This is a genomic window from Streptomyces sp. NPDC001393 (assembly GCF_053597455.1).
The window spans coordinates 1-14875 of sequence record NZ_JBSFIH010000053.1 but is presented as its reverse complement, the minus strand read 5'-3'; the positions used below and the strand labels follow the sequence as shown (position 1 = coordinate 14875).

The 14875-nt window shown below is 67.7% G+C and carries 13 protein-coding genes; 6 read left to right on the top strand and 7 right to left on the bottom strand.

Annotated elements, in window-relative coordinates:
• Window positions 1–356 precede the first annotated feature (356 nt).
• Complete coding sequence (locus tag ACWC2T_RS36720; RefSeq protein ID WP_450674670.1) at window positions 357–1250, top strand: TIGR03619 family F420-dependent LLM class oxidoreductase; 894 nt, start codon at window positions 357–359, stop codon at window positions 1248–1250.
• 177 nt (window positions 1251–1427) lie between these two features.
• Here ACWC2T_RS36720 and ACWC2T_RS36715 read toward each other — a convergent pair whose 3' ends face one another.
• From ACWC2T_RS36715 to aspA, 4 genes are all read right to left on the bottom strand, one after another.
• Window positions 1428–1652, bottom strand: coding sequence for a hypothetical protein (locus ACWC2T_RS36715; RefSeq protein ID WP_450674669.1), 225 nt, complete (start codon window positions 1650–1652; stop codon window positions 1428–1430).
• A 207-nt stretch (window positions 1653–1859) separates the two neighbouring features.
• A complete protein-coding gene (locus ACWC2T_RS36710; RefSeq protein WP_450674668.1) occupies window positions 1860–2747 on the bottom strand; it encodes a dioxygenase family protein in 888 nt (295 codons plus the stop codon).
• A 237-nt stretch (window positions 2748–2984) separates the two neighbouring features.
• Window positions 2985–3662 carry an SDR family NAD(P)-dependent oxidoreductase gene (locus ACWC2T_RS36705; protein ID WP_450674667.1) on the bottom strand — a complete coding sequence of 226 codons (678 nt, stop codon included), beginning with the start codon at window positions 3660–3662 and terminating at the stop codon, window positions 2985–2987.
• Between the two features lie 157 nt (window positions 3663–3819).
• On the bottom strand, window positions 3820–5238 hold the full coding sequence (gene aspA / locus ACWC2T_RS36700) for an aspartate ammonia-lyase (protein WP_450674666.1): 1419 nt from the start codon (window positions 5236–5238) through the stop codon (window positions 3820–3822).
• 190 nt (window positions 5239–5428) lie between these two features.
• Here aspA and ACWC2T_RS36695 point away from each other — a divergent pair, with 190 nt between their 5' ends.
• The 3 genes from ACWC2T_RS36695 to ACWC2T_RS36685 are packed head-to-tail and all read left to right on the top strand — an operon-like array spanning window position 5429 to window position 8119.
• Window positions 5429–6691 carry a dicarboxylate/amino acid:cation symporter gene (locus tag ACWC2T_RS36695; RefSeq protein ID WP_450674665.1) on the top strand — a complete coding sequence of 421 codons (1263 nt, stop codon included), beginning with the start codon at window positions 5429–5431 and terminating at the stop codon, window positions 6689–6691.
• On the top strand, window positions 6688–7473 hold the full coding sequence (locus ACWC2T_RS36690) for an aspartate/glutamate racemase family protein (RefSeq protein ID WP_450674664.1): 786 nt from the start codon (window positions 6688–6690) through the stop codon (window positions 7471–7473). Before ACWC2T_RS36695 ends, ACWC2T_RS36690 begins: the two co-directional genes overlap by 4 nt.
• Window positions 7433–8119 carry a GntR family transcriptional regulator gene (locus ACWC2T_RS36685; RefSeq protein ID WP_450674663.1) on the top strand — a complete coding sequence of 229 codons (687 nt, stop codon included), beginning with the start codon at window positions 7433–7435 and terminating at the stop codon, window positions 8117–8119. Before ACWC2T_RS36690 ends, ACWC2T_RS36685 begins: the two co-directional genes overlap by 41 nt.
• Window positions 8120–8959: 840 nt before the next feature.
• Here ACWC2T_RS36685 and ACWC2T_RS36680 read toward each other — a convergent pair.
• From ACWC2T_RS36680 to ACWC2T_RS36670, 3 genes are all read right to left on the bottom strand, one after another.
• A complete protein-coding gene (locus ACWC2T_RS36680; protein WP_450674662.1) occupies window positions 8960–10177 on the bottom strand; it encodes a ferric reductase in 1218 nt (405 codons plus the stop codon).
• 53 nt (window positions 10178–10230) lie between these two features.
• Complete coding sequence (locus ACWC2T_RS36675; RefSeq protein WP_450674661.1) at window positions 10231–10893, bottom strand: flavodoxin; 663 nt, start codon at window positions 10891–10893, stop codon at window positions 10231–10233.
• A gap of 800 nt (window positions 10894–11693) precedes the next feature.
• On the bottom strand, window positions 11694–12689 hold the full coding sequence (locus tag ACWC2T_RS36670; protein ID WP_450674660.1) for an alpha/beta hydrolase: 996 nt from the start codon (window positions 12687–12689) through the stop codon (window positions 11694–11696).
• A 177-nt stretch (window positions 12690–12866) separates the two neighbouring features.
• On the opposite strand from ACWC2T_RS36670, the gene ACWC2T_RS36665 reads away from it, so the two are divergent.
• Both ACWC2T_RS36665 and ACWC2T_RS36660 read left to right on the top strand, forming a co-directional pair.
• The gene (locus ACWC2T_RS36665; protein WP_450674659.1) at window positions 12867–13757 is read left to right on the top strand and encodes a helix-turn-helix transcriptional regulator; all 891 of its coding nucleotides are present in this window, start codon (window positions 12867–12869) and stop codon (window positions 13755–13757) included.
• Window positions 13758–14200: 443 nt separating this feature from the next.
• A complete protein-coding gene (locus ACWC2T_RS36660) occupies window positions 14201–14680 on the top strand; it encodes a flavodoxin (RefSeq protein ID WP_450674658.1) in 480 nt (159 codons plus the stop codon).
• Window positions 14681–14875 lie beyond the last annotated feature (195 nt).

Genomic DNA, 14875 nt, shown 5'->3' with positions numbered 1-14875 from the left:
TCGAGGTTGCCGTCTGTCCAACGCAGCAGCGACGAACTGCTGCCCCTTGAGCCCGACTTGGCGGCGGGTGCGGGGCGGCGGGGTCTCCTTGCAGCCTTGACGCCTTGGACGTTGTTCAACGACACTGTCAGCGGCACTTGGACACCGCCCAAGGGGTTGAACTCGCGTTGCCCGCATCACTTCCCACGCTGCCTCCGCCCACCCGGAGATCCCTTGGGAGAGACCTGATGCCCAGGCCGGTTACCAGACGGCCTTGAGGAGCACCCCTCCCCATTCCTTCTCGTGCGTTCCCACCCGATGACGGGGCGGTCCGGACCGCGGCTGTCTCTGTCAGCCCCCTACCGAAAGGCCTTCCCGTGCCCCCGCTACACCTTGGCGTCTCCCTCCAACAGCGCTGGTCCCCCGACGACGCATCCGCCGCCCTCCGCGTCGCGCGCCATGCCGAGGACCTGGGCTTCGATCACGCCGCGGCCGGCCAGCGCCTCCTGGAGGGCGGTTACACCGTCGACGGCCACCTGTCCGACCCGCTTGTACTGCTGTCGGCCCTCGCGGGCGCGACGACTCGCCTGCGGCTGCTGACATCGGTGCTCGTCGCGCCGTACTACCCGGCGGTGCTGCTCGCCAACCAGGCAGCCACCCTGGACTTCGTGTCCGGAGGACGCTTCATCCTGTGCGTCGCCGTCGGCTGGAAAACAGATGACTTCGACGCCATCGGTGTGCCCTTCCGTGAACGCGGTGCCCGTACCGATGACTCCCTTGCGGCCGCCAAGGCTCTGTGGACGCAACGCCCCGCCGACTTCGACGGGACATTCACGACCCTCCGTGGCGCGCGCCTCGGGATGCCTCCGGCAACCCCTGGCGGCCCACCCGTGTGGGTCGGCGGTCACAGCGACGCTGCTCTGCGGCGCGCGTTGCGATTCGGCGACGGCTGGTACGCCTCCAGCCTCACCGCCGACGAACTCACCGACATGCGCCGCCGGTTGAGGGAAGTGGCAGCCGACCCTGCGGATGCCGACCGTTTGACGATCGCGTCGGTTCAGTTCCTCAGTCCTCCTGGCTTTCCCGGTGAGGTGCCGTCCGAGCGACGGCCGCTCGGGGGCCGGAAGCCGAGCGCCGCTAGCGTCGTCGACGATCTCGGGCGCCTCGCCGAGGCAGGGCTCACTGTCTGCACCCTCTGGCTTCCCAGTATGGAGGGGCGCGTGGAGAAGGCCATGGACTGGATCGCGACCGAGGTCATGCCACAGCTCTGACGACAGTCTGGGGCCACCAAGGTGATCAGGTCCTGTTGTCGACACCCTGTCATCGGCCGACAGCCGTCTTGCCGCTGAGCTCGTCCATGACGGTGTCGCTACGGATTCCCGATCGCACCGTGGCACCACGACCTCGGGGAGCGGCTGCCGCTGGGCGACGCTCCCCGAGGTGGACTGTCAGTCGTGGACCGGGGTCAGGATCTGACGGGCTGTGCGGTGGGCGATCCTCCACTGGCCGTTGCCGAGCCGGTAGTGGTCGGCCAGTTCGAAGATGCGTCCGCCGGTTGCCACCGTGTTGGGGGTCGGCCCTGGGCCGGTGGGGGTGAGCCCGCCGTATCCGAGCCCGGTGATGGCTCCCTGGCCGGTGGTGTCACCGATGGTGTGAAGGTGCGTGTCGCCCATGATGTGGCGGATGAACTACTCCGGTCCGGGGCGGGCGTTGAGCGCGTCCAGGATCTCGGCGTGGCCGCGCAGCCGGCGTTCGTGAACCTCTCACAGGGCGTCGGGGGTGAAGAGTTCGAGCACCGCGTCGTGCTCGCGGCGGTCGTGGTGGTGGCAGAAGGCGGTGTAGAGCCCAGGACAGAGACCTGGCGGTCGCGTCCTCGGGGGTCATGCCGTCGTCCCCTTCGGGGCGATGGAGTCAGGGCTGGTGCGGGTCTTGAGGACGAAGTCGAACTCCATCGTCCGGTAGGGGACCTGGAAGCCGGCTGCGGCGATGTCCTTGGAGTCCTCGTGAAGGACGGTGTCAGCCTGCAGAGCGGGAGGAGCCAGGGTCCCGCCGACGAAGTCGACGGGGATGACGGGGTCTCCCTTGAAGTAGATCTCGCCCCGCCAGGGGGTGATGAGGTCGGGGTGGTGGACCTCGTAGTGGATGTGGGCCGGGCGGTAGAGGCTGCGTCCGAGGGCTGCGACGGCTTCGACGACCCCGTCGACCTCCATGATGTGGGGGTCGACGTAGGCGACGGGCGTGATGGTGGTGAAGGTGTAGCGGCCGTCGGCGTCCGTGAACAGGTGTCCGCGGAGGTTGTATGTGGGCACTCCGTCGTCGTACAGCCCGGAGTAGTTCCCGTTGTTGGCCGCGTGGTAGATGTCCAGCTTGGCGCCCCTGAGCGGCAGACCGTGGCCGTCCAGAATGCGACCGGACACGACCAGCGGCGTGCCGGGCTCGTCCGGTCGCATCGGCAGGACGCCCGGATTGTCGATGTGCGGGGAGCCGGCGATGTACGTGGGGCTGTTGACGTCTTCGGAGGGGGTGTAACCGTCCCGGCCGCCTTGGAAGACCTCACTGAACAGTGGCATCGCGACCAACGCCAGCGGGGCGCCGGTGGCTGCCTGGACCTTCTGCAGCAGGTCGGTGGCCGCGTTGAGGTCGTCGAAGGTGAGTCCCTCCTCGTCGCGCATGCGGGCCAGAGCGTCCTTGAAGGCGTTGACGAGACGTACCGCGCGGGGGTTGATCAGTGCCGGGTCGACGTAGGACGGGTCGGTGGTCGTGGTCATGCCGGTCTGCTCCTGGGAACTGTGGGGGTATTGGCTGATGGCAGACATCAGCAGGCGCAGGTGTCGGGGATGAACCGCTCGCCGGGCCCAGCGGTCCTTCATGACGCTCGAGGCCCCGAACGCCGCGGTCGGCAATGTCCGCCGGAGCGACGCCCTTCCCCTCGATCGCGTCGCGGCCCGGAACTCCGCGACGCGATCGAGGTTCGGTGAAGGGTGATCGCGGAAGTCGGTCCGGTGTCAGCGGCTGAAGACGAGTTCGGCCTGGTCACGCTTGGTGGTGTGCAGGTCCCAGTAGACGGGGGAGATCTCCTCGGGCTGGGCGGTCGGGAAGTCGGGGATGACCGACATGCCGATGGACACGTCGATACCGACGTGGGCGGCCTGGATGCCGGTGCCGGCCAGTTCCTTGTGCAAGTTGATCGCCCAGTTGCGCAGGGCAGCTGCGGCGGCGTTGACGTTGCCGACCTGCGGTACGGGGTCGATGGAGCCGGCGCCTGTGGTGTACAGCAGGGTGCCGGCGCCGGCCTCGCGCATGGCAGGCAGTACCGCCTTGGTGGCGGTGATGGCCCCGTACAGCTGGAACTCGATCTCGTGCTGCACGTGGGAGGGTTCGGTCTCGGTCGGGGTGGTCAGCGCGGTCGAGCCGAAGGTGCCGACCGGGGAGTACTCCAGGACGTCGATGCCGCCGAACCGGGTGGCAGCGTCCTTGAGCGCCTGGGTGAGCGCGTCGCGGTCGAGTACGTCCGCGGGGAAGGCGGCGGCGTTGATGCCCTCGGCGGTCAGCGTGCCTACGAGACCGTCGAGCTTCTCCCGGTTGCGGGAGATGAGGGCGACGTCGAAACCCTGGGAGCCGAAGGTGCGGGCGATGGCCAGGCCCAGCTGGGGGCCGGCTCCGACGATGGCGATGCTGGTCACGGCGAGGTCCTTTCGGGAAAACATGACAGGGAAGATCTAAAGGATCCGGACAGGCCTATCCGGTTCTTGATCCGGATAGGCCTTTCCGGATCCGTGTCACCACCGTACCACAGAAACCGGATAAGGTGATCCGGTTGCTGAGGGGATCAGTCGGAGTTCAGGGAGTGACTGCCGAAGAGGGGCGCCCAAGGGGCTGAGTGAGGTTCTCGGGTCGCAGGATCGTGTCCAGCTGGTCGGTGGTGAGCAGGCCGGCTTCGGCGGCGATGTCCTTGATCGTGCGGCCGGTGACGAGAGCCTGGCGGGCGAGGGTGGTGGAGGCGGTGTACCCGATGTGCGGTGCGAGTGCGGTGACCAGGCCGATGGAGCGGTGGACGCTGTCGTGGAGGTGCTCGCGGTTGGCGGTGATGCCGGGAACGCAGCGGGTGGCCAGGGCGTCGCAGGCCGCGCGCAAGTGGGTCAGGGAGCGCAGCAGGCTGTAGGCGATGACGGGTTCGAAGGCGTTGAGCTGGAGCTGTCCGGCTTCGGCGGCCATGGTGACCGTCAGGTCGTTGCCGATGACCTCGAAAGCGACCTGGTTGACGACCTCGGGTATCACCGGGTTGACCTTGCCGGGCATGATCGACGAACCCGCCTGCACCGGTGGCAGGTTGATCTCGCCAAGTCCGGCTGTGGGGCCGGAGGAGGTCAGGCGCAGGTCGTTGCAGGTCTTGGAAAGTTTCACGGCGACGCGCTTGAGGACGCCGGAGAGCTGGACGAACGCACCGCAGTCCTGGGTGGCCTCGATGAAGTCACCCGCGGGTCGGACCGGTAGGCCGCTGATGTCGGCGAGATGCGCGCAGGCGAGGTCGGCGTAGCGGGGGTGGCCGTTGATCCCGGTACCGATGGCCGTGCCGCCGAGATTGGACTCCAGCAGCAGGGCGGCAGCCTCGGTGAGACGCTGGCGGTCCTCCTCGATCATGACCGCGTAGGTGGTGAACTCCTGCCCCAGCGTCATGGGAACGGCATCCTGGAGCTGGGTGCGGCCCATCTTCAGTACGTCACCGAACTCCGCCGCCTTCGCGGTGAAGGCGGCGGCCAGTGCCCCCAGCGAGTCGCCGAGCCGGCGCAGGGAGGCGACCAGGGTGAGACGTACGGCGGTGGGGTAGACGTCGTTGGTGCTCTGGCCGAGGTTGACGTGGTCCAGTGGGTGGACCACGTCATAGGAGCCGCGGGGGTGGCCCAGGATCTCCAGGGCCCGGTTGGCTATGACCTCGTTCGCGTTCATGTTCGTCGAGGTGCCGGCTCCGCCCTGGACGGGGTCGACGACGAACTGGTCGATGAGTCGTCCCGCGCGGATCTCCTCGCACGCGCGGATGACCGCCTCGGCGACGTCCGTCGGCAGCAGGCCGAGCTCTTGGTTGGCCCGCGCGGCCGCCTGCTTGACCGCGGCCAGCGCCGTGATCAGGTCGGGGAACTGGGCGATGGTCGATCCGGTGATCGCGAAGTTCTCCACGGCCCGCACGGTGTGTACGCCGTAGTAGGCGTCGGCGGGGACCTCTTTGTCTCCGACCAGGTCGTGCTCGATGCGTACGGCCATCTGCTGCCCCTCTCTCTGCTGCGGGCCCCTTGACAGGCCACCGCGTCCGGCCTCAGTGTTACCGACCGACATGCAGAACGCAATATATTGCGTATTGGTAGGAGATCTCATGGACACCGTTCGTCCTCGCCCCACCAGCAAAGACACCCCACCGACCCGGCCTTCGGGGTTCTGGCGGCGATGCCTGCGGATGCCGATCGGCATCCAGTCGGTCATAGCCGTAGGTCTCGGCGCTCTGATCGGATCCCTTGCCCCGTCCGCGGGCGAGCAGATGAAGATCCTCGGAGACGTGTTCCTGAACCTGGTGCAGGTGGTCGTGCTGCCCCTGGTCTTCCCGCTCATCGTGCTGGGCATCGCCCGCATGGAGTCGGTCAAGAAGGTCGGCCGCATCGCCGGCAAGGCCATCCTCTACTTCGAGCTCGTCACCACCGTTGTCCTGCTGATCGCGGTGGGGCTGGCGAAGCTCACGGGCATCGGCAAGGGCGCCCCCGTCCACGGGGCCGAGGCCAAGGACCTGGACGGCCTGAGCCAGGGCATCGACTTCCACGAACTGGCCCTGCACGCCGTCCCGAAGAACATCTTCGCCGCGTTCGGCGAGGGCAACCTGCTCGGTGCGATCGTCTTCGCCCTCCTCGTGGGCGTGGCGATGGCCGCGATCGGGGATAAGTCCGAACCCTTCGCCGCCGTCCTGGAGTCCGTCGCCGCGGTGATGTTCAAGGTCGTCGGCTACGTCATCCGCGTCGCCCCACTGGGCGTGCTCGGTTTCATCTCCTACGACGTCGCGTACTACGGCTTCGGCAACCTGCGCAGCCTGCTGGGCTTCATCGCCGTGGTCTACGCGGGCCTGGCCGTCGTCGTCGGCGTGCTCTTCCCGCTCATCGCCGCCATCTACCGAATCCGCTATGTCGAGTTGCTCAAATCGATCGCCGGACTGGCCGGGATCGCCTTCGTCACCCGCAGCTCGGAATCCGTACTGGCCCCGCTGATGGGCAGGTTGGAGGCGTTCGGCCTGAGCCGGTCCACGACATCCTTCGTCGTCCCGCTCGGCTACTCCTTCAACACTGACGGCTCCGTCCTCTACCAGGCGGCCGCCCTGGTCTTCCTGGCAAACGCCTACGGCGCGGACACGTCCCTGCCCGCGCTGCTGCTCATGGTCGGCGTGCTGGTGATCCTCTCCAAGGGCATGGCGGGCGTCGCCTCCGCGTCCATCGTCGTGCTGATCGCCGCGGGCAACTCGATCGGCCTGCCCGCCGAGGGCGTCGCCCTGCTCCTCGGCGTGGACTTCATCGTCGACATGGCCCGCACCGGCGTGAACGTCATCGGCAACTCCCTCGCCGCCGCCGTCGTCGACAGCTCCGAGAAGCGGCGCGGGGTCAAAAGCGGCACCCGCGAACACCCCCGCACCCCGGCCGAGTCCGAGACTGCAGCCCCCCAGAAGGAACCCGCACAGTGAGTACCCCCACCAGTACGGAGATCATCGGCATCCTCGGCGGCATGGGCCCGGCAGCCACCGCCGACTTCTACGCCAAGCTCGTCGCCACCACCCCGGGCACCAGCGACCAGGACCACCTCCGGACGGTCATCTGGTCCGACCCCACGATCCCCGACCGCACCGAGGCCCTGCTCGGCGATGGTCCCGACCCCACCCCGTGGCTTCTCGACGGCAGCCGTGTGCTGCGCGAGGCCGGTGCCACGGTCATCGCCATCCCGTGCAACACCGCGCATGCCTTCGTCCCACGCATCGCCGACCACGTAGGCCTGCCCATCGTCCACATGATCGGCGAGGTCGCCCGGCACATCACCACGTTGAGGCCTCGCGTGCACACCGCCGGACTGCTCGCCACCACCGGCACCGTCCGCGCCGAGCTCTATCAGGAGTGGCTGGACCGCTGCGGGATCCGTCTGGTCCTGCCCGATGCCGCCAGCCAGGATCGCGAGGTCATGACCGCCATCCGAACGGTGAAGGCGGGCACTCGCGACAACCGGACGACCGCGCTGCTGGCTCGCGCCGCGCAACGCCTCACCGAGCAGGGCGCCCAGGCGGTGATCGCCGGCTGCACGGAGATCCCCCTCGGCCTGCCGACCGATGCGGTGGACGTCCCTGTCGTCGACCCGGCGCTCGTCCTGGCGCAGGCCCTGGTCCGCCGGGCCAGGGCTGAAGGGCGCGTGAAGCGAGCGATGTACTGTACGCAATATGTCACTCGACCGCCCCGTCTCGCGCCGCCTCCTCAGTGACGAGGTGTTCCACCGCCTGCGCGACTCCATCGTGCGCGGGGAACTCGTCCCCGGCGAGAAGGTCAAGGACGGTGAGCTCGCCGAGCGCCTCGGCCTCAGCCGCACCCCCGTGCGTGAGGCGCTCGCCCGGCTCGCCGACATCGGCCTGGTGGAGGCCAAGCCCGGCGTCTACACCCGCATCACCACGCTCAACCGCCGCGACGTCGAAAAGACCCTCGCGGTGCTGCGCTCGCTCGACCAGCTCGCCATCGAGACAGCGGTTCCGCTCATGACCGAGCAGGACCTGGAGCTCATGCGTGAGGCCAACCGCGACTTCGAACGGGCCGTCGCCGCCAACGACACCACCGCCGCACTGGCAGCCGACGACCGCTTCCACGCCGTCCCCATCGCGGCCGCCGACAACCCCGTACTGAGCCGGATCGTCGAGCAGCTCCACCCGCAGATCCACCGCATCCTCTACCGCAAGTTCTCCACCCTGCTCGGCGGCCGCAACACCATCGAACACCACGACCAGCTCATCACCGTCTGCGCCGGCGGCGACGCCCGTGCCGCCGCCGAACTCTCCGGCCACCACTGGTCCGAACTCGGCGGCCACATCAACCAGCTCTTCGACACCAACCAGTTCGCCGAGACAGCTACCGGCTAGGACCCCACTCTCTATGGCGGTGGCCGGCCCCGTACGGACCACGTGATCGCTGATGGCCTGCCACGGCAGCGGCGACGTAGAAGACACGGCACAGTGGCTTCCGTGGCGGGGACTTGTGCGGATTGCCGGTGTGACGCCCGGAGGTTCTGGGTGGCCGGTCGCGGAGGCGAGATGACCGGCGTCAGGGTGCGTTGCGGGGGTGCCGGCGGCGAATGGGGCTCGTGCCCGGCTGGGAGGATCGCCGGAGGATGGAAACCGCACGAGTTCTGCCGGATGCCGGGCTTCGGGCGGGCTACCGGAGGCCGGGGGCGGCATCGGCACGACCTGGGAAGGCCATGGCGACCACCCCGACCATCCCGTGCTCGTTGTGCGCGCTTCGCTGGCGCCCGGCGCCCTGTCCCACCCCGCGGTGCATCCGAGCTGCGATCACCGTCAGTAGGTGGCCTACGGCCGGCGATGCTCGAACCCGCGAACGCCGCCGTCACCGGGATCGCGTCGAGCGGCGTCCTGGCCGAGAGGGCCTGATGGCCGTCCCCACCGACTGCCGATCCAGCGGTTCGCGTCGTCACGCGTTACGGCCAGAAGGCGGTCCGTGATGCGGCCGGGGAAGTTGAAGATCGTGCGATCTCGCCGGGATACCGGTCGATGGACGCCACGGCCTCGTGGATGATCGGCCGGGACACGCGGCACCGCTCACTGAGTCAGTCCGCGGTGAAAGCAGGAAGTTACAGTATCGGTCGGCGTGGCAGCCGGTCATGGCCAGGGATCTTGGACCGACCGACCTACCAGACGAGCTGTCCAGCTCGCCGCGAGTAGGTCGCATGCGGTTGTGCGGCGTGGTCACATTGTGAGTCGTTCGTGATGGATTCTGCTTCTTGACACCCCGATCCGGCGCAGCGTCCGTTGGGTGGCCAGCACGGCCGGGTTGGGTCCCACCACGAAGAAGTCCCCGCGCGTGACTTCGTCCTTCGGGAGAAGCGCCCGGAGTTGATCTCGGTGGAACCGGCCCACTTGGGTCGTGACGGTGAGCCGGCCCCCGCTGCGGCGTTCGTACTCGCCGAGCAGGGCGCCGTAGTAGGCGTCGTCGGCGTGACGTACCGACCACAGCAGGTGGATTCGGCGGTCCGTGAGGTATTCCGCTGCCAGACTCAGCAGCGGTGCGATGCCCGCGCCCATCCCGACGAGTACGAGCGGTGCGTCATCGGTGCGCCTGTTCACTATGGAGTCGAACCGGCCGAACGGGCCCTCCAGGCGCACACGCGTGTCCGGAACGGCGGTGCCGATCTTGCGGGTGTAGTCCCCGGTCTGTCGGATGGTGAAGGTCAGGACATCACGGCGTTCGTCGGTGGCGGAGAAGGGGTGCCACTCCCGTCCGAGACTCGTGTCTTCGAAGCTGAGGAAGTAGAAGTCGCCGGGGCGGGACGTGGTCGCCGTGCGGTCGAGGGCGATGGCGATTCTGCGGGTGGAACCGTTGAGCGCGACGTTCTCCTGGACGGCCCCGGTGAGGAAGGAGTCCGGTGCCACCCACTTCTTCCACACGTAGATCCCCAGCACAGCCACGGTGTAGAGGTCGAAGAGGGCCATGAACGCGAAGTGCTGGTTGACGCGTCCGATCAGATGGACGTGAAGCCAGATCATGAGGACGACGACCAGGTTGAGCCGGTGGATCCACACCGAGAGCCGGCGCCGAAAGACCGTCTCCAGCCGGCTCTTCACCTTCAGCGCGAGACGCGATCGGTCGGTCAGCCAACCGCTCAGGAACACGACGGAGTAGCACAGCACGGCCAGTGCCGTGTAGAAACCCCAGTCTCCGAGGAGCCTTGAGAGGTCGTCGGGGGCAAAGGTGTTCTCCTTGTGCAGATACGCCGGTACGAGGGCGAAGACACCGAGCATGCCGTGCAGGGCGTAGACCGAAGGCAACCCGACACCGCGTCCCAGCCAGGCCGGCCGCACGCTCAACAGGATGGCCAGTAGCCACCAGCTGTACGCGATGAGTCCCCAGGTGATGTACAGCCGCATGGACGGGACATCGGTGCTCTGCAGATTCAGAGCGATCACAAGCGGTAGCGGAAAGATGAGCGCAAGGCTCCACAACATCAGCTTTGCGCCCATCAGAAGCCCAGCCCTTCCAGCCAGGCGTTGACGTCACGGCGCGCTGCCCCCGGGTTGTCGTACACGTCGGTGCCGCGTGCGGAGAATCCGTCCAAGACGCGGGCCTCGGGATAATACTGGTCGAGGACGTTCAGCGAGTTACCGAACCCGGATCCCTCGTGAGTGACGAAGGGAATGATCGTGCCGTAGTTCAGATTGCGGTCCCGCATGAACGTCTGGACGACCATGGGCTGTTCACCCCACCAGACCGGGTGCCCGAGGAAGATGGTGGAGTACGGATCCGTATCAGGCACCACGCCCTTGATGGCGGGATGGATGTTCTGGCTTTCTTCTCGCTGCGCCTGGTCCACCGTCTGGTCGTAGTCAGCCGGATACGGGCGGGCCGGGACGATCTCGAAGACATCCCCGCCGACCCTGTCGTGGATGAAGTGGGCGACTCGGGCGGTGTTCCCGACCGTGAGCTCGAGGTCGGGGTAGTTCCTTCCGGTCTTGGAGTAATAGACGACCAGCGTCTTGTTTCCGCGCCTTATCGGGCGCGACGACCGCTTGACCGGAATCGCCAGTGAATCGGCGGCGGAGGAATTCTGTGCGTTCACGGCCAGAAGGCCCCCGAAGGAGGCCGCGCCGGCGGTGATGAGTCCGAGCAATTTGCGACGTTCCATGACGTAAACCTCAGGGCTCAATTTGTTCAGGCGTATGAATAGTGGGAGGTGAAGTCGGCCTCGCGGGGGCCCGCGGTGAGGATTTCCGTGCCGCAGGTGTGGTGGGACCGGCAGCGGAGAGAGGAGACCGCCGATCCGGGCATGAGCGAAGTGGACGTGCCGGGGATACCGCCGTGGCGTCCGGCGCGGCTGGCCCGCTACGCGTGGACATCGAGGCGTCCTTGCTGCGCGCCAGGGCGACTTGCTTCGGTCGTCGACGCTGCCGGCCATCGCGGCGCACTCGACCGGGTGGGCGGTCGGCGAAGCCCACGATCTCTTGGAGGCGCTGATCGCGACGAAGCTGCTTGCTGGAGTGGGAAAGCGCGAAGTGCTCGACCCACTCCTCGCGCTCTCGTGCTGTTCCACACCCCGCTGCCTGGGCGCGGCCCTCACTCAGCAGTGCATGGGCGGTCCGGACTTCCGCGACGAGGACGCCTGTCCCCACCACCTGTGCGTGCGGTACCACATCAACGGGCACCGGTGCCAGGCGTCCCATCTGCCCGACCGGCCCGGCGGCCTGCGTCCGCCACGAGCCAAGAACGCGGTGGACAGCACAGGACGTCGGCCCGCTCGTGGACCATGTCAGCGAGCGGGCCGACGCTGGCTCGGAGGCTCGATCTCCGTGGGCCGGCATCATCCGCTCGCTGGTCCGGCCGCAGTCCGACGGCCGCTCGCGCCGCGGTGACGCACGGCAAAGATCAGCTCAGGGCGAGTGCGGGCTCGATGTCGCGGAGGGCATCACCGACTCGCCCCGGACCCGGTCAGGCGAGGTTCTTGGTGAAGAACTCGTCGAGCTTGTCGAACGGAATGAGTTCCTTGCGGTCGTACAGATCGACGTGGTCCGCGTCCGGAACGATCACGAGCTCGACGTTGTCGGGTGCCATCGCCTGGACGTCCTCGGAGTAGTAGCGCGAGTGCGCGTCGGCACCGGCCACCAGAAGGGCGGGGCGGGGCGCGAGCATGTCGATGTTCGTCATCAGCGGGAAGCTGAAGAACGCCATGGGCGTGGTCGCGGTCCACACCGTGTTGGAGTTGATCGACCGCGGGTGGTATCCGCGCTCGGTCCGGTAGTAGTCGAAGAAGCGCGCCACGATCGGGTTCGCGTCCTCGGGGAGGGTCTCGGGGAGGATGCGGTCGATGGCGGCGACGTTGCCGTCCTCGTCGAAGGGTACTTCGTGGGACAGCCGCGCGAAGGTGCCGTTCTCGGCGTCGATCCAGCGCTGCCGGCTGAGGTGATCCACGATCTTCTTCCGCTGCTCGGGCGTGTAGTAGTCCTGGTGACCGCGGGACATGCTGCGCGACATGTCGTACATCGAGGCCGTGGCGACCGCCTTGATGCGGCTGTCGGCGGCTGCGGCAGTGAGCGCCATGCCGCTCAGACCGCAGATGGCCTGCAGGCCGATCCGCTCGCGGTCGACGATGTCCTGCAGTCCGAGGAAGTCGACGGCGGCGCTGAAGTCCTCGGTGTAGATGTCGGGCGACGCGACGTCGCGGACGGCACCGCCGCTCTCTCCCGTGAAGGAAGGGTCGAACGCGAGGGCGACATACCCGCGGCGAGCGTATTCGTTGGCGTAAAGGCCCGACGACTGTTCCTTGACCGCGCCGAACGGCCCGCTGACGGCCAGAGCAGGGAGCTTACCCGTCGCGTTCTTCGGCACGTAGAGATCGGCTGCGATCTCGATGCCGTAGCGGTTCTTGAACCGTACGGGGGTACGGTCGACATTCTCGTCCAGCTCGAAGGTGTAGCTGTCAGACATTGTGCTGCCTTTCTCGGGCCATTGCAGGGTCGGGCCGCTTCCACCCCATCGGTTACGGTGAAGTGGAGAGCGCCACGACACCTATGGAAACCCCATGCCGAGCGGGTAGCGAGTTACTGGTGATGGGTGTACTGGCAGTACATCCCAATCCGCGGGACTCGGCCGTACGGTCACGGTATGAATAACCGTGACGAAGTCCGGGAGTTCCTCACCTCTCGGCGAGCGAAGATCACCCCCGAGCAGGCAGGACTGCCCGCCGGCACCCGGCGCCGTGTTACCGGCCTGCGGCGTAGCGAGGTCGCCGCGCTGGCCGATGTCAGCGTCGAGTACTACGCCAAACTGGAGCGCGGCAGTCTCGCCGGCGTCTCATCCGCCGTCCTCGAAGGCGTCGCCCGCGCCCTCCAACTGGACGAAGCCGAACGCGCCCACCTGCTCCATCTGGCCCGAGCTCAGGAGGGCTCCGGCACCCTTCCGCGCCCCCGGGCGCGCGCCGGCAGGCAGCGGGCTCTGCATGAGAGCCTTCAGTGGACTCTGGACGCCGTCACCGCCGGGCCCGCCTTCGTCACCAATGGTCACCTGGACGTGGTCGCCGCCAACGAGCTGGCCCGCGCCTTCTACAGCGACCTTTTCGACGCAGGCACGAAGTCGCCGAACATCGCCCGCTACCAGTTCCTCGACCCCGCAGCCCACGTCTTCTACCCGGACTGGGACCTTGCCGCCGACATGACAGTCGACGTGCTGCGCACCGAGGCCGGCCGCAACCCCCACGACAAAGGCCTCCACGACCTGGTGGGCGAGCTGTCCACCCGCAGCGACGCCTTCCGCACCCGCTGGGGCGCCCACAACGTCACCCGCCACGGCACCGGTACCAAACGCTTCCACCACCCGGTCGTCGGCGACCTCACCCTCGCTTGGGAATACCTGGCCCTGGCGGCTGAGCCCGGCCACACCCTCACGGTCTACACCGCCGAACCCGGTTCACCCTCCGAGGAGCGCCTGTGCCTGCTCGCCTCCTGGGCCGCCACCCAGGACACCGGCTCCGCCGCACAGCCTCTCCCACACGGCTGACCGTCCACTCGCGCAGCCCCGCCGTGATCAGCTCATGCCCCATCCATGAGGCGCTGTGACGCAGCGGGTGAGCCGGATCACGGTCGGGAGCCGGCGAATACGCGCAGAAGCCGCCTCGTGCCATCAGCCACTCGTGCGCCGCATGCCCAAGCCGGTGCTCGTGGGGACCATTCTCGATCCCGCCCCGATACTGGCTGGCCCGGCCTCCGCACTCCCCGCTGCTGCTCGGCCTTGCCCAAGCAGACGATCGAGGACTCACCGACCGGACAGGCGATGGGATTATCGCCACCGGCCAGGAAGACATAGAAGCCGATCTTGGGGCCTTGGCTCGCGGGGCGCCGCCTGGACGCCTGACCCGCACATGCAGGGGGCAAGCGGCACGCCGCATCGCGGGCAGCCGCTCGCCCCTTTCCGCTTCCACGGACCCGCGCGCAGGACCCGCTGTGAACCAGCAGAACCGCATGTCGGCCCGGCGCTGCACGATCCTGCGCGCCGCGCTGCTGACCGGAGTCGCCGCCATGACCGCACCGCACCTCGCCGGCTGTTCTCCCGCGGACGATCAGAAGGCCCGCGACCGGCGGAGCGCCTCGACGCGCCGGGCCGCGAGTGGCCCAGCGCGGGGCAAGGCGCTGCTCGCGTACTTCTCGCGGCTCGGCGAGAACTACTATTACGGCGATCGCACTACGCTGAAAGTCGGCAACACCGAAGTCCTTGCCGACAAGATCCGCGACCTCATCGGCTGCGACGTGTACCGGATCGAGCCGGCCGATCCCTACCCGGAAAGCTACGACGAGACGGTCAAGCGCAACGTCCGCGAACAGGACACCGACGCTCGCCCCGCCATCAAGGGCTTGGTGCCCAGCCTCCAGGACTACGACACCGTGCTGCTGGGCAGCCCCATCTGGAACGTTCACAAGCCGTGATCATGACGAGGTTCACCGAGCAACTCGACTTCTCCTGCAGGACCGTCGCCCCGTTCACTACCCACGCGATGAGCGGCCACCTGTTCCTTCGACCAGCTGATCCTAGCTTGATCTTTAACCTGTGCGGCGGGGCTTCGGGGTGGTTGACCTCTTCTTTTGTCCCTGTGCTGGCGTCTTCTTGGGTGTGTGCACGTC